Source organism: Profundibacter sp. (genome assembly GCF_056498605.1).
On record NZ_JBSMEZ010000160.1, the window covers coordinates 1 to 20767 of the forward strand.

A 20767-nucleotide genomic window follows, 5' to 3' on the forward strand; every position below is an offset into this window, starting at 1 on the left:
GTGCCCTGAATAGGCGCATTAATCGCGGCGCGTTTGGCGAACCCTGCACGCGGGCCTTTAGACCCCATTTCAGGCGTGTGAATTTTGCGGCCAAACAGGGTCTGCACATATTTATGTTCCTTGGCGAACTCCACAGTCGCATCCATGTAGGTGCGAATGCCCGGGAACCGCTCAAAATAACGGTCGATAAACCCTTGCGCCTCTTTGCGCGGGATCCGCAAATTACGCGCCAGACCAAAGCCGGAAATCCCGTAAATCACCCCGAAATTGATCGCCTTGGCTTGGCGGCGAATGTCCGGTGTCATTTCGTCCAGTGGCACATCGAACATCTCGCTCGCGGTCATCGCGTGAATATCCAGCCCGTCGTGAAACGCTTGTTTCAGCGCTTCAATATCGGCGATATGCGCCAGTATCCGCAGCTCGATCTGGCTGTAATCCAGCGACAATAGCACCTTGCCCTCATCCGCAATAAACGCCTCGCGGATGCGCCGCCCATCCTCGGTGCGCACCGGAATATTCTGCAAATTCGGATCGGTCGAGGCCAGCCGCCCCGTGTTCGCCCCGGCAATCACGTAAGACGTATGCACACGGCCCGTGTCGGGGTTAATGTGCTCTTGCAACGCGTCCGTATATGTCGATTTCAACTTGGCCAGCTGTCGCCAATCCAGCACCCGCGCGGGCAGATCATGGCCATCGGCGGCCAAATCTTCCAACACATCAGCCCCTGTGGCGTAGGCACCGGTTTTGCCCTTTTTACCGCCCTCAAGCCCTATTTCATCAAACAGGATTTCGCCCAGCTGTTTGGGTGACCCCACATTAAACGGTCGTCCCGCCAGCGTGTGAATATCCGCCTCAAGCCCCGCCATTTTCTGCGCGAACGCATTCGACATACGACTTAGAACATCGCGGTCCACCTTAATGCCAGACATCTCCATCTGTGCCAGAACCGGCACCAGAGGGCGTTCCATGGTTTCATAAACCGTGGTCACCTGTTCCACATGCAGGCGCGGCTTGAACGTCTCCCACAGACGCAGGGTGATATCGGCATCCTCGGCAGCATAGGGGACGGCATCCACCACCTTGACCTTGTCAAACGTAATCGCGGATTTACCCGCCCCCAGCAGCGGTTTGATCGGGATCGGGGTGTGATCCAGATAGCGTTCCGACAGCGTGTCCATGCCGTGATTGTGCCGTCCCGCGTGCAGGGCATAGGACAGCAACATGGTGTCATCAATCGGGGCAACACACACACCAACGCGGGCGAAAATCTTGGCGTCGTATTTCATGTTCTGGCCGATTTTCAGGATGCTTTCATCTTCCAGCATCGGCTTTAACATCGCCAAAACCACATCCGTTTTCATCTGCCCCTCGGCCAATGCGTCCGACGCAAACAGATCGTCCCCAGCGCTTTCCTTATGGATCAGCGGAATGTAACACGCCTCGCCCGCCGTAACGCACAGCGAAATCCCGACCAGATCAACCCGCATGGTGTCCAGCCCTGTGGTCTCGGTATCCACCGCCACATAACCGCGCTCGTAAATCCGTTCAATCCACGCGTTCAGCGCGTCAACATCCTTGACCCACTCGTATTTATCCGCGTCAAACGGCACCGCTTCAGGCGCATCCACAGCAGCAGCCACCTCGACCACTTCTGGCGCTTCAACACCCATCTTACCAGCCACACGTTTGGTCAGGGTGCGAAAACCCATTTCATCCAAAAACGCCATCAGAACATCCGGCTCGGGGTCTCTCATCTCCAGACTGTCCAGCGTGAAATCCAGATCCATATCCGGCACCAGCGTCACCAGATCACGCGATATCCGGATCAGATCGGCGTTTTCGATCAAACTCTCGCGACGCTTGGGTTGCTTGATCTCGCCTGCCCGCTCCAGCAGCGTGTCCAGATCACCATATTCGTTGATCAACAGCGCCGCGGTTTTAATCCCGATCCCCGGCGCACCGGGCACATTATCCACACTGTCACCGGCTAGTGCTTGCACATCGATCACCCGCTCGGGCCCAACCCCGAATTTTTCCTCGACCCCTTCAACCCCGATACGTTTGTTCTTCATCGCGTCCAGCATTTCAACGCCACCGCCGATCAGCTGCATCATGTCCTTGTCAGAACTGATGATGGTGCAGCGCCCACCGGCATCACGGGCCTGATTGGCCAGCGTCGCAATAATATCGTCAGCCTCGAAATTCTCGACCTCGATACAGGCGATGTTGAACGCACGGGTGGCGTCGCGGGTCAGGGGGAACTGCGGGCGCAAATCTTCGGGTGCTGGCGGGCGGTTGGCTTTGTATTTATCATACAGATCATTGCGAAACGTCTTGCCGGAGTGATCGAAAATCACCGCCACATGGGTCGGCGCATCCGCCCCTTTGTTATCCTCGATCTGCTTGAACAACATGTTGCAAAACCCGGCGACAGCACCAATCGGTAGCCCGTCGGATTTGCGTGTCAATGGCGGCAACGCATGATAAGCACGGAAAATGAAAGCCGAGCCGTCAATCAGGTGTAAATGGCAGCCTTTGCCAAAACTCATATCAGTCCCCTCTGAACCAATGTTCTTCACTCGGGGCAATAAGCCGCCATGAAATCAGGTTTTTTCAACGTAATCTCTGTGGATGAATTTGGTATCACAATATGGGCACTCGACCCAGCCATGTTCATTCGGGATTTGCAGCCAGACACGCGGATGACCGTTCGCACCGCCACCGTCACAGGACACTTTGAATTTCTCGACGATTACGGTTTCGGGGGCTTGGGTGGTCATGCTCGCTCCATTCATCAGATATTTCACGCCATGATAACGATCCACGGCGCAGGGACAAGATCAATCAGACCCGTTGCAGCATCCGCCCCAGTGGTCGCCCACCCAGAATATGCACATGTAAATGCAGCACTTCCTGTATCGCATGCGCCCCCGAATTGGCGATCAGCCGATAACCATCCCCCCCGGCCCCCGGCTCCACTCCCAATTGCTGGCAAACCGCCCCGATAGCGCGGGTGAAATCAACGATTTCGGCATCCGTTGCCTCGGCAGCAAAATGGTCATAACACACATAAGGCCCCTTCGGGACCACCAACACATGATGCGGGGCCTGTTCGCTTATGTCATTGAATGCCAGTGAATGCTCGGTCTCAAGCACTTGCGAGCAGGGAATTTCCCCGCGCAGGATTTTGGCAAAGATATTTTGGTCGTCATAGGTATAGCGCATGCGCATTCCTCAATCGGTAAACAGGTGTTCGGTTTCGGCTATCTCGCGGGCAGTTTCCAGCGGTATATCCAGAAACTCGGCCAAGGCCTGCGCGTTTTCCTCAGGTGATACGGCCTCGCGCACCCGATAGTGGTTTTCAAAATCCGCATCCCGAATGCGGTCGCTTTCAAACACCACATCATAGCGGATTGTCGGCAGCAGGTTGTTGATCGTCTCAAGCGGGGTGCGCTCGCCCGCCAGCCCGACCCGTTTGGCGTGCCCGATCAAGTAATCATCACTGAATTCACAATCAATCTCCAGCATTTTGGTTTTCGAGCGATCCGCATAAAAATCCTTGAGCAATTCCACGTTGTTCGGATCAAAACACACCAACAACCGGTTCGTGTCGTAATAATCAAACAGCATTCGTGTCAGGGCGCGGCGGTGACGGGTGCGTTTGCCCAGCGTCGATTGAATGCCGCCCAGATCGGGCAATTCCGATCCCTCTTCGTCAAACATGTATTCCAGCACCGGAACATCTGTCAGCTCACGAATTTTTGCCACCAGCCGTTTGGCCACATGCCATTTCTTGCAGACCACGATCAGCAGTTCGCGGTCACGGCCCAAGGTGCTCTCGGTTTCCCAGAACCGTTGCGAAAACCGCCGCCCGATCCGACCACGACCGGTTAAAAACTTGAACAGGCTGCGCCCCTCGTCGGAAATCTGGAAATCCACTTCCCCGCTGGCATATAATTTACCCAACCGGCGCTTTAATTCGCTTGCCTCGGGGCTGATTTTTCTGGCGAACAGGAAATCCTGACTAAGCAGCAGATCATAATGGTCATTATAAAACGTCGTCGGCATCCCGTAGTCCGAAAAAATCAGGAACGTCAGGGTGCGCGCCTCAATTTCATCTTCTGGGACCACATGGCGCACGAGGGTCTGGAAAAATGTCTCGTCCGGTATCCATGTCGTACGGAAAAACCGCATCACATCTTTGCGCTCTCGGGTAAAATTCAAAATCCATTCGATCGTGCGGCGCCGCAGACACCACCATTGGCTGCCGATCATAATTTGCAAATCGGCCGGGATTTCACGGGACAGTCCCAGTTTTTTCTGGATGTTGAAGGCACCGTAAAACCATTTTTTCTGGGTGCGTTCGTTGAAAAAGTGGCGATAGATCAGGCGCTCTTCTTTCCACCCCGTCTTAATCCAGTCGCTATCAAAATAATCATAGCTCTCGATGTAATCAGCATCGGCACCATCCAGAAACTGATGCACATATGTGGCCGATTTGATCGGCATGCAATCGCCCGACAGCATGTAAAAATGCGTGGCCCGCGGAAATGCATCTACTGCGGCCTCGACTGCAAGCAGCGTCGCCTGAACCAGTGACCACGCGCCCCAGCCACATTTTATCCGCTTTTTGGCGAATGTGACATTAGGGTTATCTACCAACGCATCGTGGATTTGCTTAAATAGTTCCGGTTTTGCACGGGCGTCAAAATGGATCGCCATAAAATCGCCAGCCGCCGTTAGCCGACCGGCCTGCTTGATAATCGCATCCGGGTCCTTGTGACAAAGCAAAATAAAGGCGATTTTTGCCATTTTGGAAACTGCTACCCCGAAAAACTGAAGATTGTTTACTAAATAGCGCAAATGGCCGTTGAATATACAGCATTTATTTGCTTTTTTAGGCGTAATTGTCGTTAGGTCACTTTTCAGGCCCGACAAAAGTATAGAAGCGAGTGTAAAATATGGGTTTTCCCGGTGTCTGGATGACAGAAAGCGAAAGTGTCGTTTATCGTGTTGTCCCCAAATGTGCCTGTTCGACCATTGGCCAGATCATGTACTATTCCGATCATGGTGAATTTTTTGATGGCGACATTCATGATGCAACCGCCAAGATGCACAAATGGGGAATCGAGGAAAGCCAATCGATCATCGAGGCGAATATCGCCAATCACACCTCGCCTGCCTTCACCTGCGTACGAAACCCTTACGGGCGCATCCTCAGTTCGTTCTTTGACAAGATCTGCGGTATTCAGCGCAACGGCCAGCGCTATCGCGGCAAACTGGTGCCGCTGCTGATCCAGAAATACGGGATCGAGGTTGGCGACCCTGAAACAGGATTCGAGTTTGACCAGATCAAATCATTCCGCCGCTTCCTGCTATTTGCCCGCGACACCATCCGCTGGCGCCGCCCGATGGACCCTGACATCCATTGGTCCGCCATGTCGGGCCATGTGTCGACCTTTATTATGAATGGCGGGAAATATGATTACATCTTCCCGACCGAAACCTTTAACGATGGCATGCAAAAAGTGCTGGACGGGGTTGAAACCAAGCATAAGGTCAACCTGAAAAAGATCCCGCGCTTTAACGAAAGCGAAGGCCACGGCCCCAAACGCGCCCACCCGATTGCGGATTATTTTGACGATATTTCGATGCATCTGGTCTATGAAATCTACAAACGCGATTTCAACATGTTCAAATATGACGTAGATGATCCGAACAATAAAATGCCGATTGGCGAAATTGATCTGGATGAAATCCACGCAAAACTGGGGCCAAAAGGCTAAGCAGAACTTTCAAGCCCGCGGCGCGAACTCCGCGGCGCAGGCATAGAATCTTTTTACGAAATCAGTCCGGCTTTGCGGAATATCTCGACCAAATCCGCCTCGGCCCGTGCGCCGATATGGCTGATCACCTCGCTTGCCGCAACGCACCCCATGTTGCCACAGGTTTCCAGATCGTAACCGTTGGTCAATCCCCACAAAAATGCGCCGGCAAACAGATCACCCGCACCCGTCGCATCAACAATATCCGTCGGAATCGCAGGGGCATGCCAGCGGTTACCGCCCGACAGGATATGCGCCCCCTGATCTGAATCGGTGCAAGCTACAATCTCGACCTCAGTGGCAGCCTCGTTCAGGGCCGCATCGAAATCCTCGGTCTGGTACATCGACAACATTTCGCTCCGGTTGCAGAATAACAAATCCACATCCGATTTGATCATTTCACGAAATGCATCGCGGTGGCGCTCCACACAAAACGGATCAGACAGCGTCAAAGACACCTTGCCACCCGCCGCTTTGCACGTCGCATTTGCCTTGGCAAACGCTTCATGGCTTTCCGGCCCGTCAAAACGGTATCCTTCCAGATAAATCCATTCAGCATCGGCCATTTGCGCAATATCGATATCGGAGGGATGCAAGAACTCGGTCACCCCCAGATAAGTGTTCATCGACCGTTCGCCATCCGGTGCCACCAGCACAATACAGCGCCCTGTTTCCTGCGGAGCGTCTGCCCCCGCCAACACGGTTTCGTAATCCACCCCTTGCGATCGCAGGTCATGGGCAAAAATTGCACCCAACTGATCATCCTTCACCTTGCCGACATAGGCCACGCGCCCACCCAGATGTGCCGCCCCCGCAATCGTATTCGCAGCCGACCCGCCCGAAATCTCGGTCGCAGGGCCAACCTTGTTATATAGCTCCACTGCGCGATCCATGTCGATCAGTTGCATAATGCCCTTCTCGATTCCGTTTTCGGTCAGAAAACTGTCATCCGCATGGGCCAACACATCCACCATCGCATTGCCGATACCGACGATCTGGTATTTCTTTGTCATTGGGTCTTTTCCTCATAGGGGCATAGATCATTAATAATACAGTTGGCACACGCAGGCTTGCGCGCCTTGCACACGTAACGGCCATGCAGGATCAGCCAGTGATGCGCATGCTGTTGATAACGTGCAGGGATGTTGTCTTCAATGGCGCGTTCCACCGCATCCACGTCTTTTCCCGGCGCAATGCCGGTGCGGTTGCCGATGCGGAAAATGTGGGTGTCGACCGCTTGGGCCGGTTGATGGAACCACATGTTCAAAACCACATTGGCGGTCTTACGCCCAACCCCGGGCAGACTAACCAAAGCAGCGCGTGAATCCGGCACGACTCCGTCAAAATCATCCACCAATATCTGGCTCATTTTAATGACATTCTTGGCCTTTTGCCGGAACAGACCTATGGTTTTGATTTGTTCAATCAACCCCTCTTCACCCAGCGCCAGCATCTTCTCGGGTGTATTGGCAATCTTGAACAAATCGCGCGTCGCCTTGTTCACCCCGACATCCGTCGCCTGTGCTGACAGCGCCACCGCCACCGTCAAAGTATAGGCATTGGTGTGGTGCAACTCGCCTTTGGGTTCCGGCTCCATCTCGTGAAACCGCTGAAACACTTCGCAGATCGTTTGGTAACTCATTTGTTTTTCCATGCCATAGGTATCCGGAATTCCTGACCAATGAGCAAGCCCCTGTAACGCAAAGAAATCATCTCAAATTCTAAGGGTATTTCTGGTGCGCTTAACGCCCCCTTGCAGCCATCTATGCCAAGTTCAAGCAGGGTATTTATACGCAGGAGGCCCCGATGACCTACGGATATTCTATGGATGCATTGGTCTATGATGCCACCAATAGCACGTGGTCCTTGCGTCCTGACTATGATTTCACCCAACATCGCGTTCAATTTGAAATCACTGATGACGACAATTATCTCGATGGGGATTACAACAACGACGAAGTCGGGGATGACACCACCCAGACCGCCTCCGTTACGGATACCAACGGAAATCCAATCGCATCGGGCCAAATGTATGACGAGTTGTATTATACATTGGCAGGGCCAAATGGCGAGGTCATGTATCTTGAGGTGATAGAAATCGACGGTAATGCGGTCGGGTTCCTTGCCACAGTCCCGCTTACCCCCGGGGTGCAGTATCCTGAACAATATGTTGGCGATGTTTATACTGCAAACGATAACGCGAACGGGAATGACACCCGCCTGCTCTATTCCGAACTGGCCAGCGTGCCCTGCTTTTGCCAAGGCACCACATTAATGACGGCTACGGGCGAACAGCCCGTCGACTGGATCAGGACCGGTGATCGCGTATTAACCAAAGACCACGGTTTCCAACCTGTGCTATGGGCGGACCGCACCATCATCAGCGCCAGCAAACTACAATCAGCAGTCAATTTACGCCCGATAAAAATCACCGCGCGTAGTATTGATAAGCAAACACCCGCAAAAGATTTATTGCTTTCCCCCGAACACCGCATTTTACTGAAATCGCCACAGATCGAACGGCTGTTTGGCAGTGACGAGGTATTCACCCCGATCAAATCCGTTGCAAATGGTGGTGATGTTGCCCGAACCCTGCCCGACCACGAGATTTCATACTACCATATCATGTTCGAGCAGCATGAAATTGTGCTGGCCGAGGGGCTGTGGGTCGAAAGCTTCTTCCCCGGCAAAATGGCACTCGCGGCATTGCCCGCCAAAAAACAGGCGCAAATCCGTGGCTTGCTTGGGGCACAGACCGACACCATGCAAACCGCGCGGTTTTGTCTAAAGCCAAGAGAGGCAGCCTTGCTCATGCCGCAAAACAACCACAACATCCAGCAACACCTCTCGGTTGCCTGACACCACAGGGCAATAGCGCACAATAGCGCAACTTTCGGGTCGCATAGCACCCCACTCTGGCTTAGCGTTAAATCAGCCAAAGGATGTGCCAAATGCCAGATATGACCGACACCGCCTATCATTACGGCGTTATCAAACGCGCCATTGAGGTGATTGATGCTGCCAACGGGCGTACCCTGTCGCTGGATAACATCGCCGCTGAATTGCAAATGAGTCCCGCCCATTTCCAACGCCTGTTTTCAAAATGGGTCGGGGTATCGCCCAAACGGTTCCAACAGTACCTCACACTTGGGTACGCCAAAACCCTGCTGCACGACCACTTTACCACATTGGGCACCTCGGATGCGGTTGGTCTGTCAGGCAGCAGCCGTTTGCACGATCTGTTCCTGCGCTGGGAATCGATGAGCCCGGGTGAATTCGCCCGCAAAGGCGCGGGGCTCACCATCCGCTATGGCTGGTTCGACTCCCCCTTCGGGCTGGCGCTGGCGATGGGCACCAACAAGGGGCTTTGCGGCCTGGCCTTCGCCGCCGAAACGGGGCGCGATGCGGCGATGGCAGATATGTGCGCCCGCTGGCCACGGGCCACATTCACCGAGGATAGCGCGCCCCTTGCCCTGTGGGTCACCGCCGCTTTTGATCAATCCGGTCACGCCAACCTGCACCTGATTGGGGCCCCGTTCCAAATCAAGGTCTGGGAAGCATTGCTGGCCATCCCGTCAGGCCACGTCACCACCTATTCGGAAATCGCCGCGTCCGTCGGCACCCCCAAAGCGGCCCGCGCCGTTGGAACCGCCGTTGGCCGCAACCCCGTCAGTTGGCTTATTCCCTGCCACCGCGCCTTGCGAAAATCCGGCGGATTGGGCGGCTATCACTGGGGTTTACCCGTCAAACGGGCCATGCTGGCATGGGAAGGGGTGCGTGCAAAAAGCGCATAATCCCTTGTTTTGGCGGTTTATAGCCGATTTTAATGGTTGATATTCGATAACATCGCCCAATATTGTATCTATAACCCGTCAAAGAACGGCAACATTGAGCGAGGCATCAAAAATGCAACTTAAAACACCTATCATACTTTTGGTCGTGGGCAGCTTTGCGCTGTCAGGCTGTCTGGAACCAGGCCCTGAACCACAGAACGGCAACACCCGAACCCAAAACGGCGCACTGATCGGCGCGGGTCTGGGCGCACTTTTGGGGGCCACCCGTGAAAGCGGCAGCGACCGGTTCAAAAATGCAGCCATTGGTGCCGCACTTGGCGCTGGCGCTGGCGCGCTGATTGGCAACGCGATGGATAAACAGGCGGCTGAATTGCGCAGCAGCATGGGCAACAACGTCAAGATCGTGAACAACGGCGACAATCTGGTCGTGACCATGCCACAAGATATTCTGTTCAACACCGACAGCGCCTTGGTGCGCTCGGACTTGCGCAGCGATTTGCGGGCACTGGCCAACAACCTTCGGGATTACCCGAACACCACTGTTGATGTGCTGGGCCACACTGACAACACCGGCACCGCTGCCTATAACCAGAACCTGTCGTCGCGCCGCGCAAGCGCCGTTGCGGCTGTGTTGATGGATGCTGGCGTGCGGCCATCGCGCGTGCGCTCCTTTGGGCGTGGCGAGGATGATCCGATTGCCACCAACCAAACGACCGAGGGACGCCGCCAAAACCGGCGCGTTGAAATCGTGATCCGTCCGGTTACCTAGGCGACATCACCAAACGAATACAAAGGCCGGACATCAACGTCCGGCCTTTTTTGTTGTCCTTACCAGCCAGTGGTCATATGTTTTGACCACCCGAAAGGATCACAATGCCATTCAAGCCCGTCCAGTCCGAAAAACTGTCGCACTCTGTCACCCGCCAGATCGAACAACTGATCCTGCGCGGCATCCTGCGCCCCGGCGAACGCCTGCCGTCCGAACGCGAGCTAAGCGATAAAATGGGCGTATCGCGCCCTTCCTTGCGCGAGGCTGTTGCCGATCTGCAAGCCCGCGGCCTGCTCGACAGTCGCGCCGGTGCTGGCCTCTATGTAGCCGAAACGCTGGGCGCGACCTTTCCGCCTGCGTTAACCCAACTGTTCGCCACCCATGATGAGGCGGTGTTCGACTATCTGGATTTTCGCAGCGATATGGAAGGGCTGGCCGCCGAACGCGCCGCCCGCCATGCGTCAGACACCGACTTGCAAGTGATCGACACCATTTTCAGGAAAATGGAAGCCGCCAGCCGCAATCCCGCCCCTGCAGCCGAGGCCACGCTGGACGCCCAATTCCACCTGTCGATCATCGAGGCCAGCCACAACGTCATCATGCTGCACATGATGCGATCCATGTATGACCTGTTGCGCGAAGGGGTGTTTTACAACCGTCAGGTGATGTTCAAACAACGCACCACGCGCCACGCCCTGCTGGACCAGCACCGCGATATCAACTTGGCCCTTCAGGCCCGCGATGCCGCCGCCAGCCGCGCCGCAGTCTTGGCACATCTGGGGTTTGTCAAAACTGCCCTGCTGGAGCAGCAAAAGACCGACCATAACGAGGCCGTCGCGCGCCTTCGGCTGGATCACGAAAAAGCGCGCTGATCTATTCTAGTTTCTGGCTTCTGATCGAAGCAAATATAGTGAAGCCCCGAAAATCAGCACAGCCCCCAGCCACATAATACCTTCCGGCAACTCGTTATAAACCAGCCAGCCCAGAATTATATTGACCGGTTGTTTCACATAATCAAAGGGTTGCAGATAGGCCGCATCGGCGACGCTATAGGCTTTGACCAGAAAATACTGGGCCACAGCGACCAAAACCCCCACAACGACAACCATAGCGATTGCAACATCCGTGCTGACAATAAACCCGCCATCGGTATAGGCCAATCCGGCATTGATCGGCGTTAACAGCAGCAGCAAATACAGGGTCAGCGTATCGTTGTTTTCGGTTTTCGTCATATGCTTGGTGACCAGTGAATACATCGCCCACAAAAACGAGGCCCCCAGCGGATAAAGCACAGCACTGGTGAACGTATCCGACCAAGGGCTAAGGATGATCATGGCCCCAACAAACCCCATCGCCAAAGAAATCCAGCGCTCTTTAGTAACGGTTTCCCGCAGCACCAATAGGGACCCGATGGTTACAAAAAATGGGGACGTCATCAAAAGCGCGATCATTTGCCAAATCTGCACCCCCGAGGCGAACCCCAAAACCCACAACTGCACCCCGCCAGCCGCCAAAGCGACTCGTAAAATATGGGGAACAATCTGTGTGGTCGTAAACGCGCTGCGCAAATGCGTGAACACCCACGGCAGGCTAAACAGCAATGCGATAAAGTATTCCCAAAAAGCCACAGCCGTGGACTTTTGGCCCAATACCCACGTAAGTTGGGTGTTGGCCACATTGATAACGGCAAATGTCAGGCCCGCCCCGATCATATAGGCGGCCCCCGTAAAAGCAGCCGATTTGCGGCCGGTTATAGTCATTGTCTGAGTCATGGCGTCGCCCCTTTTCCTTTGCGCACAAGACCCAAGGCAAAACAGGACAACATCAGGCACGCCTCGCGCGGCGCACCCAAATCCCGCTCTCTTCCATCCGGACTTTAACCGTCGGCTCCGGAATTGCGCCGGATCTGCTGACCCCTCCTATCGGAGGGCGCTCGCGGGCTTTCACATCTGTGATTTACCGCCGGTGGGGAATTTCACCCCGCCCTGAGAACATACCGCCCGTGAATGGGCAGCTTGATATTGGTAAAGGTAAAAGATGGGGGAGGCAAGATGCATTAGGCAGGGTGGCAAAGCACCGGACGCTGCTGTCATCCCAAGTAGAAATATCATTCAACTACTTAAACTGTTCCTCATACTGGCGAACATGTTCTGGAAAAAGCTCGCCATAAAGTGGGTATGCAACACCCAAAACATCAACACGAAGCTCACGGTGAGTTCCAAAATCAGCCTCGAATAATACAACATCTAAACAAGATATTGGGCTCCCATCAGACATAGCGACTGAGAGACCGACCCAACGCTTCAACATCAGGTCATCATCTTGCTCCGGTAAAGTCGAACTTCTGAATCTCACGAAACCAGCATGTGGATGAAACACCCCTTCCGCACACCCCATCGGTGCATCTCCCGCCTCGAGTGCCGAAGTGCCAATAACCTCGCCTTTGCGGAGTATCTGAAACATGAGTGCGCCTAACTTTGCCATTATGCCTTCAAGGCACCGTTTCATGTTACCTTGGTTTGGTCAATTTGGGCTCATAGCTGGCGTCTAACTGATGGTGTAGAGAAGCATTGCCCCCAAACGAAAAACCCGACCACAAAGGCCGGGTTTTCAATTCATTCAATCAGGCAGTGCTTAATGCAGCTTCGCGGCCACATCCTTGATCGCGTCCTCAATCAGCGCATTGCCGTCCGCAGCCGTCAATTGCTTGGCAATCACGTCGTTCGCAGCCGCCACAGCAACCACAATCGCGCTATCGCGGACCTCTTTGACGGCGGATGCCTGTGCTGATGTGATCTGATCTTCTGCGGCAGCCAAACGGCGCTTGATGGAGTGCTTCAGATCCTCTTTGGCTTCTGCCGCAGCATTTTGCGCCTCGACCTTGGCGGCCTCGACAATGCGGTCAGCCTGCTCCTGAACTTCTTTTTGCTTGCGTTCATAAGATGCCAGAATGGTCTGCGCTTCTTCGCGCAACGCCTTGGCTTCATCCAGATCCGATTTGATGCCCTCGGCACGTTTGTCCAGCATCCCGCCCAACAGGCCAGGAACTTTCAAATACGCCAGCAGAGCAAGGAACAGGATAAACCCGACCAGAACCATGAACTCGGGGTTACCCATTGATACGAACGGGCCTTCGGCGGCCAGCGCAGGTGACGCTACCACAGCAAACAGGATTGTCAGTTTTCTCATCATCCTATCCTTTCATCCGTGCGGTAACCGCTGCGGTAACGGTCTTGGCATCCGCCTTAACCCCCATTGATGCAACGATCTCTTTGGCCGTATCGCCAGCGACCTTTTTCACGCTCGCCACAGCACCCTTGCGGATAGTGGCAATCGCGGCTTCGGCCTCGGCGGATTTGGCGGCGATTTCAGCATCGGCTTTGCTAATCGCAATATCCAGCTCGGCCTGAATTTCGGCTTTGGCCTCGGCTGCAATCTTTTGTGATTCAGCGCGGGCATCGTTCAATGCCTTATTATAGGCATCTTCCGCTTCCACAGCCTTTTGCTTCAGTTCTTCGGCTGCCGCAATATCATTGGTAATCGTGCCTTGGCGTTCGGACAAAACCGAACCGACACGCGGCAGAACCACGCGCGACAAGACGAGATAGATCACGACCAGCGTGATCAGCAACCAGAATATCTGGTTCGGGAAAGTCGCAAAATCCAGCTGTGGCATGCCCGAGGGTTCTGCCATCTGCCCTGCGGCTTCATGTGTTTCTGCAGCCATGTCGTCCTCCTAGGAACCTATTATTACATCGGGCTGCTATGGCTTATCCAAAGCAGCCCAACCGTAAGGATTGGCTCTTAGTTTTTAGACAGCAAACATCAGCAGCAGTGCAACGAGGAACGAGAAAATCCCGAAAGCCTCGGCAAATGCGATGCCGATGAAAAGCATAGCTGTTTGGCCGCCAGCGGCCGAAGGGTTGCGCAGGGCACCGGACAAGAAATTGCCCACAATTGAACCCACACCGATCGCTGCGCCGCCCATGCCGATAGTGGCCAGACCTGCACCGATGAATTTACCCATTTCTACGATATCGCCTTCCATAGTGTATTCTCCTTACGTTGGAATTTAGCGTGTAATTAGTATGATTGTCGGGTCCGACTAGTGCGATGGATGCAGCGCATCCTTTAGATAAACACAAGTCAGAATAGTGAAAACATAGGCCTGAATGAAGGCCACCAGCACATCCATGCCGAACATCGCAACGATGCCCACCAGTGCCAGTGGCGCGATCAGCAGCGAGCCTGCGAATGTAGCGAACACCTCGATCACCGCGTGACCCGCCATGACGTTACCGGCCAAACGAATAGAGTGGCTGACGGGGCGCACGAAATACGAGATGATCTCGATCACCGCCAACACGGGGCGCAAGGCCAATGGTGCCGACGAGACCCAGAACAGGCCCAGAAATTTAATGCCGTGCAGGTAGAAGCCCAGCAGCGTCACACTGATAAAAACCATCAGCGCCAACACAACAGTCACCGCAATATGCGAAGTGGTCACAAAGCTCATCGGGATCAGCCCGAGGAAGTTCGAGAACACGATAAAGATGAACAGCGTCATGATATAGGGGAAGTATTTCAGCGCGTCTTTGCCAGCCACATCCTCGACCATCGAATGAACAAAACCATAGGCCAATTCCGCAATCGACTGGGTGCGCGATGGCACGATAGCACGTTTGCGCGTACCCAGAACCAGCAGGCCGATGATCGCCAAAACAGCCAACCCCATCCACAATGTCGCATTGGTTGGTGTGTACCAGTTGATTGGCCCACCGAACAATGACTCAACAGTAAACTGCTCCATTGGATGGAATTGCATGCCTTCGCTTTGTGCTTCTGCGGCCACGTCTAGTTCCCCTCATTCATCTCGGCCTGATCAGCCGCGTTTTCTTCTTGTAGTTCTTTGGCAGTCTTCAACATCACATTGATGCCCGCCGCGAACCCTAACAATGTAAACGGCACCAGAAACCATGGCATCGTGCCAAACAGCACATCCAATCCGTATCCAATGCCAACGCCGATAGCGATACCGACGGTTAGCTCTATGATCATCCGCCACGCATGTTGCGCGTGGCTGATGTTCGTTGCGACCTTGGGCTTTGGCTCCCCCGCCCGTTTGACCGCTTCAATCCGCTCGCTCAGCTTATTCAGCCGATCTGGATCAGGCGCATCGGACATGGCTAAAGCCTCCCTCAGACAGTTTCGCGAAACCTAGGTATCAAGGGCGCATGAGTCAAGCGGGAAGGTCCCCACCTGCCTTAGGCGTAACATATTGATAAATATGTATCTGTATCACCCTTCGGCGAAATACCTAAACCGGAAATCCACACTCGCACCAGATTCCCATCAAAACCCATTATTCAACCAAATGGTTGACGATTACCCCGCCTTGCGCATACCCCTCCCGCATGACCACCAAGCTCGACACCACTTTCGCAGCCCTAAGCGACCCAACCCGACGCGCCATCCTCGCGATGCTGCTCGAGGATGACATGGCGGTGACGGATGTGGCCGAACCGTTTGATATGTCGCTCGCGGCAATCTCGAAACACCTGATCATCCTGACCCGCGCCCGTTTGATAAGTCAGGAAAAGCGCGGGCGGGTGAAATGGTGCAAACTGGAGCCTGACGCGATGCGCGACGCCAGCATCTGGATGCAGGGGTTCGGTCAGTTTGAAGCGATCAATCTGGATGCGTTCGAACGCTTCTTAAAAGAAGAACTAAACGGCTAAACAAGAGATTCTATGCGCTCTGCGCGGGGGATATTTAAGCGAAAAAGAAACCAGACCAAGTAGAAATAATTTGACTTAAATTATCGCTTCTTCTTTTCCTTGTAGCAATTTGCATTTTGCGGAAACACAATTCACCCCAAGAGCGGGCGAATTCTGATGCTCATTTTATTTAGGAATGCAAAGCGCTATCAATACCTCCGCCGGAGGCATCCTACCCCCGCAAACAGGCACGCACGTATTTGGCGGCAGAGCGATAGTGGCTCGCACCCGAAGCTTCAGCCCAGCGCCCCGTGGTCCATTTATTACCACCGCCCGCCATCGGTGCGCCATATAGATCAGCCTCACTCATCCCCTTGATGAAATCCAGCAACCGCGCATGGCTTTGTTCCAGCATCGCCAAAACCTCGCCCCAACTTAAGCCAGCCTGATCGTCGCGCAATTTGGCGTTATAGGCCTTCAATTGGTTCCACTTATAGCCTTTAGCCGGAATATCAGCCGCACCTGTTTCCTGCCCTTGGGCGAACCAGTCAAAGAACATCCCCGTCCAATGGGCGCGATGGCCAATCACATCCTTGATGCTCACTCCGTCCTCGAACGGGCGCTTGGCCAGATCATCATCCACCCCCTCCAACAAACCCGCCAACTTGGTGAATTCCTTTTCAGTTGTGGCAATCAGATCGGCGCGGTTGGTTGCACCGGGCATGGTGGCCTCCTCACATTACGCGCCGGATTTTACACCAAACCGCCACGGATTGCGTTGATGCGGATCAATCACACTTCGTCCTTTAACAGCATCCACAGCGCCACCACCGTCAGCCCGATCCCCGCCAGCACCAACCCGCGAGGTGCGCCGTTGCCCAGCGCGATTTCCCACAGGATCACCCAGCTGGGCACAAGGTATGTATAGGCCATCACCTTGGACGCGGGCAGGCGCAGGGCCGCGAATTGCAGCAGCACGAAGGTGATCGAACTCGCCGCGATTGAAACATAGGCCAGCGTGATCCAGACGATTGCAGGCAGCGCCGCCCAATCGGTGGCCCATAAGTCGCGCCACCCATAGGCCAGCAAAATGAAAAACCCCGCCACCAGCACCCCGAAACTGAACACAATCGCAGGCTCGCCGCGGTTCAGTTTACGCACCATCGGGGTATAAATCGCGTGCATCACGCAGCCCCAGAAAAACACCGCCTCGCCGGTGCCAATACGAAACCGCAACAGCGCCGCGATATCAGCGCGGAAAATCACCCACAACGCCCCTATCGCCCCAATGCTAAGTGCCAGCGCCATCCGCGCCGTGGTGATCTGGCGCAGCAACAGGTATCCAAACCCCGCCGACATCACCGGCGTCAGGGTAAATACGGCGGCCGAGCTAACCGGCGTTGCGGTTTTCAACCCCTCGAACATCAGCACGAAATACACAGCAAACAGCCCGCCCAGCACCAGATACCGCCACGGGGCAGCAAAATCCGCGCGCTTAAACCCCGTTGTCAGCATCGCGGCACCGCCAATCACCACACCAGCGATCAAAAACCGCACCGTGTTCAGGGCTGCTGGCGCAATTTCATTCGCCGCCATTGAGCCCAGACTGAAGGACCCCGCCACCAGCGCCGAAAACAACAGCATCGCCAGATGCCCACGCATGTTTCCCGTCATGATGCGGTCTCTATGCCCATTTCGGTCTTCAGGAATTTCAGAAATGTCTGCACTTTGGCCGTGCGGTGCAAATCCACATGCGTCACCAGCCACAAGGGTGCGGCCCATTCCCCGCGCGATGGCAACACCTGCACCAGATCCGGATGGCGCTCGGCAATCCGCTCGACCATAAACCCTAATCCGGCCCCCGCCAGAATTGCCTGATGCAGACTGCGGTCATCCGCCACCCTGAACGTGACCTGCTCTAGCGCGATATTGTCCTTTAGCCACTGATGATAAGGAGCGCGCGATTGCGGCTCGTCATAACTGACAAAACGATGCGACCCCAGATCATCTTCATTTTTGGGCATACCATTGGTCTCGATATAGCTTTTAGAGCCATAAAGCGCGATGCATTCGGTTGAAAATTTCTGCACCACATTGTCGGGCTGATCCGGTGGTGACCCGGCCCGAATGGCCACATGGGCCTCGCCATATTCCAGCCGGAACAGGCGTGATCCTGTCAGATAGCGCACCGAAACATCGGGGTGTTCTTGCTGGAACCGCACCAGGACCGGCGTCAACACATGTGAAAAACTGGCCAGCGACGTGACCACCAGTTCCCCCGTCACCGTATCGCCCTGCCCGCGTATCCGTCCGGCAAGTTGCGCAAATTGGTCATCCGTCGCCTGGGCCACCCGTAACAGATCGGCACCGGCCTCGGTCGGGGTATAGCCCCGCGCATGGCGTTGAAACAGCTTGGTGCCCATCTGCGCTTCTAGTGCATCAATATGCCGGATCACGGTGGCATGGTGCACACCCAGATCCTGCGCCGCCCCGCTGACGGTTCCGGCGCGGGCAACGTGATAGGCCGTGCGGATTTCATCCCAGTTGTTCATTGCAGTACCTGTGCAAATTTGGACAATTACCGTTACACTAGAAGGAGTAAGTGCAATATTGCAAATAGAATGCCCGATAAAAAACTGCACTGTGACCCTAGATGCTATTCCTATGTTGAGGCAAAAAATTCATTTGCCCCAATAAGCAACAAAAATGTGGTATGTGAGTTTCTATTTAGAGGGGTAATTAGCAATGGCCATTCCATTTAAAGAGCCTAGTCCAAGCTACCGATATAACGCCGACGAAGAAATTACAGCCATAGACCAACATTTCGAGATGCGGAATGTGCCTACCAGTCGCAATGGCAGGCTACTGTTGGCCAGTTGGAATATCGCCAATCTTGGCGCACAAAAACGGCCCCCGCGCGCATTACTGATATTATCCCATATGCTCAGCAGATTTGACCTGATCGCAGTTCAAGAAGTAAATAATAACTTCAGAACCTTTGAGAAAATCGTTCGCGGCATGGACGGCGGTTTTGATTTTGTGATGTCGGACAAAGCCGGAAATGCGGAACGCCTCGCCTATATTTACCGCAAAGATAAAGTCCAGATTGATAAACTATGGGGCGAAGTCGCGTTAACCAAGCGGGAGTATCCAAAGCGAACCGTTAAGGTTCATTTTAGGAAGGGCGGCCAGGATCAGACCAGAACGATCAAAAACCACCGCTTCGTTCCTTTTGACCGCAATCCATATATCGGCAGTTTTCGCTGTGGCAAGTTAGGCTTTGTGCTGGCTAATGTTCACCTGTATTTTGGGGCGTTCCAGAACTCTTCCACCGATGCAAAGCAACTGAAATATGCGCGTCGGGTGCTAGAGATATTTGCGCTTTCAAGGTGGGCAGAGCGGGTAAGCTCTGGTGGCAATGCATGGGACCGCGACATTATTCTGCTGGGGGATATGAACATTCCCAACATGGACCAGAATGAATCAACAGTCAAAGCCCTTAAGAAATTTGGCTGGCAATCTCTGGACTACGTTTCTGACCAGACTATCGGTGTGGATAATACCCAGATGTCGCATATCGGCGGCTCCAATCTGGGGAATGATAAAACCTACGATCAAATAGCACTGTCCCCGACTGCGTTAAGGGGCAAGGTTAGCAAATCAGGGGTTTTTGACTTTGACAATGCCGTGTTCAAATCCAAATGGGATGACCTTGCCGGATCGCTCACGCACAGCAAGGCGATCAGCATGTTCGCAAGGTATACCAAATTCCATCTTTCAGATCACAGGCCATTGTGGATGGAAATGCGAACCAACTAGGGCCTGTTGGCATTCTACACATTTTCAAACGAAATCCCGCTGTTTCGCCCGACTGTTGAAACGCCACAAGGCGTCACTCCTCTTCCATCAAGTGCTCGAACCGCGCATCGGTTAGTTCTTGCTAAAAGTATGATATCAGATGGGATTGGAGCATTCACCGCCTCAATCCCACTTGGCCTGAACCCCATCAGTGGATATGTCTAAGACCTTCGATGTCCCGGACCATAATTTTTCTGTGATGAAGAGATATCAGCGTCTGCTTTTCAAATTCTTTCAATATACAGCTAACAACTTCGCGCACTGTTCCCAGTTCGCTAGCTATATCTTGGTGGGTCATATTCACAATGCCACCCGTGGCCTGATCACATAACAACCTCGCCAGCCGGTGGTTCAGGCTTGCAAAGGCAATTTCTGCAAATCCGGAGATCAAACCGGCAATCCGCCCGCTAAACGTCTGAAAAACAAGATCGTGAAACTTGCTTGATGCTACCAGCAATTCACGAAAAAGGTTCTGCGGAATTGCAATGGCCGTAATATCCTCTTCGACAATGGCATCTGCACTGTAATTTTGCCGCGAAAGCAGACACGATGTGGTCAGCACGCAAGTTTGGCCAGGTTTAACGCGGTAAAGCGTAATTTCTTGCCCATTCTCCGCAATAATACGAACCCTTAAAGAGCCGTCCAAAAACCACAGGAAACTTGTGCAGGCTTTGCCGGGGTAAAATGCGATTATGTCAGGTGAATAGGTAACAATCTGACTGTCTTGCTCAATTTTTGCAATTATTTCCGGCTCAAGATTTTCAAGGCCAAATAGGGCCTGTTGACGTTTAGGGATTCCCATTC

At 53.9% G+C, this 20767-nt stretch carries 24 protein-coding genes and 1 riboswitch; of the genes, 7 read left to right on the top strand and 17 right to left on the bottom strand.

Annotation, left to right across the window (positions count from 1 at the left end):
- The 4 genes from polA to ACWB12_RS15935 form a co-directional block, all read right to left on the bottom strand.
- Positions 1 to 2549, bottom strand: a 2549-nt coding sequence (gene polA, locus ACWB12_RS15920) for a DNA polymerase I (RefSeq protein WP_479531081.1), incomplete at its 3' end; no start/stop codon positions are given.
- Between the two features lie 54 nt (positions 2550 to 2603).
- Positions 2604 to 2780, bottom strand: coding sequence for a zinc-finger domain-containing protein (locus ACWB12_RS15925; protein ID WP_479531082.1), 177 nt, complete (start codon positions 2778 to 2780; stop codon positions 2604 to 2606).
- 64 nt (positions 2781 to 2844) lie between these two features.
- Positions 2845 to 3225, bottom strand: a complete 381-nt coding sequence (locus ACWB12_RS15930) for an HIT domain-containing protein (RefSeq protein WP_479531083.1) — start codon at positions 3223 to 3225, stop codon at positions 2845 to 2847.
- A gap of 9 nt (positions 3226 to 3234) precedes the next feature.
- A complete protein-coding gene (locus tag ACWB12_RS15935; RefSeq protein ID WP_479531084.1) occupies positions 3235 to 4812 on the bottom strand; it encodes a DUF5928 domain-containing protein in 1578 nt (525 codons plus the stop codon).
- Between the two features lie 149 nt (positions 4813 to 4961).
- Here ACWB12_RS15935 and ACWB12_RS15940 point away from each other — a divergent pair, with 149 nt between their 5' ends.
- Positions 4962 to 5786 (top strand): sulfotransferase family protein, encoded by an 825-nt coding sequence (locus ACWB12_RS15940; protein WP_479531085.1) that lies wholly within the window; start codon positions 4962 to 4964, stop codon positions 5784 to 5786.
- 53 nt (positions 5787 to 5839) lie between these two features.
- On the opposite strand, the gene ACWB12_RS15945 is transcribed toward ACWB12_RS15940, so the two are convergent.
- Entirely contained in the window at positions 5840 to 6838 is a 999-nt protein-coding gene (locus tag ACWB12_RS15945; protein ID WP_479531086.1) for an adenosine kinase, read from the bottom strand.
- Positions 6835 to 7479, bottom strand: coding sequence for an endonuclease III (gene nth, locus ACWB12_RS15950; protein ID WP_479531087.1), 645 nt, complete (start codon positions 7477 to 7479; stop codon positions 6835 to 6837). The genes ACWB12_RS15945 and nth overlap by 4 nt, the downstream gene beginning before the upstream one ends.
- A gap of 152 nt (positions 7480 to 7631) precedes the next feature.
- Here nth and ACWB12_RS15955 point away from each other — a divergent pair, with 152 nt between their 5' ends.
- The 4 genes from ACWB12_RS15955 (at position 7632) to ACWB12_RS15970 (ending at position 11260) form a co-directional block, all read left to right on the top strand.
- Complete coding sequence (locus ACWB12_RS15955; RefSeq protein WP_479531088.1) at positions 7632 to 8684, top strand: Hint domain-containing protein; 1053 nt, start codon at positions 7632 to 7634, stop codon at positions 8682 to 8684.
- Positions 8685 to 8776: 92 nt separating this feature from the next.
- The gene (locus tag ACWB12_RS15960; protein WP_479531089.1) at positions 8777 to 9619 is read left to right on the top strand and encodes a bifunctional helix-turn-helix domain-containing protein/methylated-DNA--[protein]-cysteine S-methyltransferase; all 843 of its coding nucleotides are present in this window, start codon (positions 8777 to 8779) and stop codon (positions 9617 to 9619) included.
- A gap of 112 nt (positions 9620 to 9731) precedes the next feature.
- The gene (locus ACWB12_RS15965; protein WP_479531090.1) at positions 9732 to 10388 is read left to right on the top strand and encodes a YiaD family glycine zipper/OmpA-like lipoprotein; all 657 of its coding nucleotides are present in this window, start codon (positions 9732 to 9734) and stop codon (positions 10386 to 10388) included.
- A 104-nt stretch (positions 10389 to 10492) separates the two neighbouring features.
- Positions 10493 to 11260 (top strand): FadR/GntR family transcriptional regulator, encoded by a 768-nt coding sequence (locus ACWB12_RS15970; protein WP_479531091.1) that lies wholly within the window; start codon positions 10493 to 10495, stop codon positions 11258 to 11260.
- A gap of 6 nt (positions 11261 to 11266) precedes the next feature.
- On the opposite strand, the gene ACWB12_RS15975 is transcribed toward ACWB12_RS15970, so the two are convergent.
- The 7 genes from ACWB12_RS15975 to ACWB12_RS16005 all read right to left on the bottom strand — a co-directional run bounded on the left by ACWB12_RS15975 (position 11267) and on the right by ACWB12_RS16005 (position 15572).
- On the bottom strand, positions 11267 to 12160 hold the full coding sequence (locus ACWB12_RS15975) for a DMT family transporter (RefSeq protein WP_479531092.1): 894 nt from the start codon (positions 12158 to 12160) through the stop codon (positions 11267 to 11269).
- 81 nt (positions 12161 to 12241) lie between these two features.
- A riboswitch (FMN riboswitch) is annotated at positions 12242 to 12385 on the bottom strand.
- Positions 12386 to 12503: 118 nt separating this feature from the next.
- Positions 12504 to 12851, bottom strand: coding sequence for a hypothetical protein (locus ACWB12_RS15980; protein WP_479531093.1), 348 nt, complete (start codon positions 12849 to 12851; stop codon positions 12504 to 12506).
- 171 nt (positions 12852 to 13022) lie between these two features.
- Entirely contained in the window at positions 13023 to 13577 is a 555-nt protein-coding gene (locus tag ACWB12_RS15985) for a F0F1 ATP synthase subunit B (protein ID WP_479531094.1), read from the bottom strand.
- 4 nt (positions 13578 to 13581) lie between these two features.
- Entirely contained in the window at positions 13582 to 14115 is a 534-nt protein-coding gene (locus tag ACWB12_RS15990) for a F0F1 ATP synthase subunit B' (protein ID WP_479531095.1), read from the bottom strand.
- An 84-nt stretch (positions 14116 to 14199) separates the two neighbouring features.
- On the bottom strand, positions 14200 to 14436 hold the full coding sequence (locus ACWB12_RS15995; protein WP_118943969.1) for a F0F1 ATP synthase subunit C: 237 nt from the start codon (positions 14434 to 14436) through the stop codon (positions 14200 to 14202).
- A 57-nt stretch (positions 14437 to 14493) separates the two neighbouring features.
- The gene (locus ACWB12_RS16000) at positions 14494 to 15213 is read right to left on the bottom strand and encodes a F0F1 ATP synthase subunit A (protein ID WP_479531103.1); all 720 of its coding nucleotides are present in this window, start codon (positions 15211 to 15213) and stop codon (positions 14494 to 14496) included.
- Positions 15214 to 15242: 29 nt separating this feature from the next.
- Positions 15243 to 15572 carry an AtpZ/AtpI family protein gene (locus ACWB12_RS16005; RefSeq protein WP_479531096.1) on the bottom strand — a complete coding sequence of 110 codons (330 nt, stop codon included), beginning with the start codon at positions 15570 to 15572 and terminating at the stop codon, positions 15243 to 15245.
- 230 nt (positions 15573 to 15802) lie between these two features.
- Here ACWB12_RS16005 and ACWB12_RS16010 point away from each other — a divergent pair, with 230 nt between their 5' ends.
- Positions 15803 to 16126, top strand: coding sequence for an ArsR/SmtB family transcription factor (locus ACWB12_RS16010; protein ID WP_479531097.1), 324 nt, complete (start codon positions 15803 to 15805; stop codon positions 16124 to 16126).
- 211 nt (positions 16127 to 16337) lie between these two features.
- Here the strand turns inward: ACWB12_RS16010 and ACWB12_RS16015 are convergent, their stop codons facing one another.
- The 3 genes from ACWB12_RS16015 to ACWB12_RS16025 form a co-directional block, all read right to left on the bottom strand.
- On the bottom strand, positions 16338 to 16829 hold the full coding sequence (locus ACWB12_RS16015) for a ClbS/DfsB family four-helix bundle protein (protein ID WP_479531098.1): 492 nt from the start codon (positions 16827 to 16829) through the stop codon (positions 16338 to 16340).
- A gap of 68 nt (positions 16830 to 16897) precedes the next feature.
- Positions 16898 to 17779, bottom strand: a complete 882-nt coding sequence (locus ACWB12_RS16020; RefSeq protein ID WP_479531099.1) for a DMT family transporter — start codon at positions 17777 to 17779, stop codon at positions 16898 to 16900.
- Entirely contained in the window at positions 17776 to 18657 is an 882-nt protein-coding gene (locus tag ACWB12_RS16025) for a LysR family transcriptional regulator (protein WP_479531100.1), read from the bottom strand. The genes ACWB12_RS16020 and ACWB12_RS16025 overlap by 4 nt, the downstream gene beginning before the upstream one ends.
- A 193-nt stretch (positions 18658 to 18850) precedes the next feature.
- On the opposite strand from ACWB12_RS16025, the gene ACWB12_RS16030 reads away from it, so the two are divergent.
- Positions 18851 to 19924 carry an endonuclease/exonuclease/phosphatase family protein gene (locus tag ACWB12_RS16030; protein ID WP_479531101.1) on the top strand — a complete coding sequence of 358 codons (1074 nt, stop codon included), beginning with the start codon at positions 18851 to 18853 and terminating at the stop codon, positions 19922 to 19924.
- Between the two features lie 187 nt (positions 19925 to 20111).
- Here the strand turns inward: ACWB12_RS16030 and ACWB12_RS16035 are convergent.
- Positions 20112 to 20767 (bottom strand): Crp/Fnr family transcriptional regulator (locus tag ACWB12_RS16035; RefSeq protein WP_479531102.1); only part of this gene is annotated, 656 nt, incomplete at its 5' end.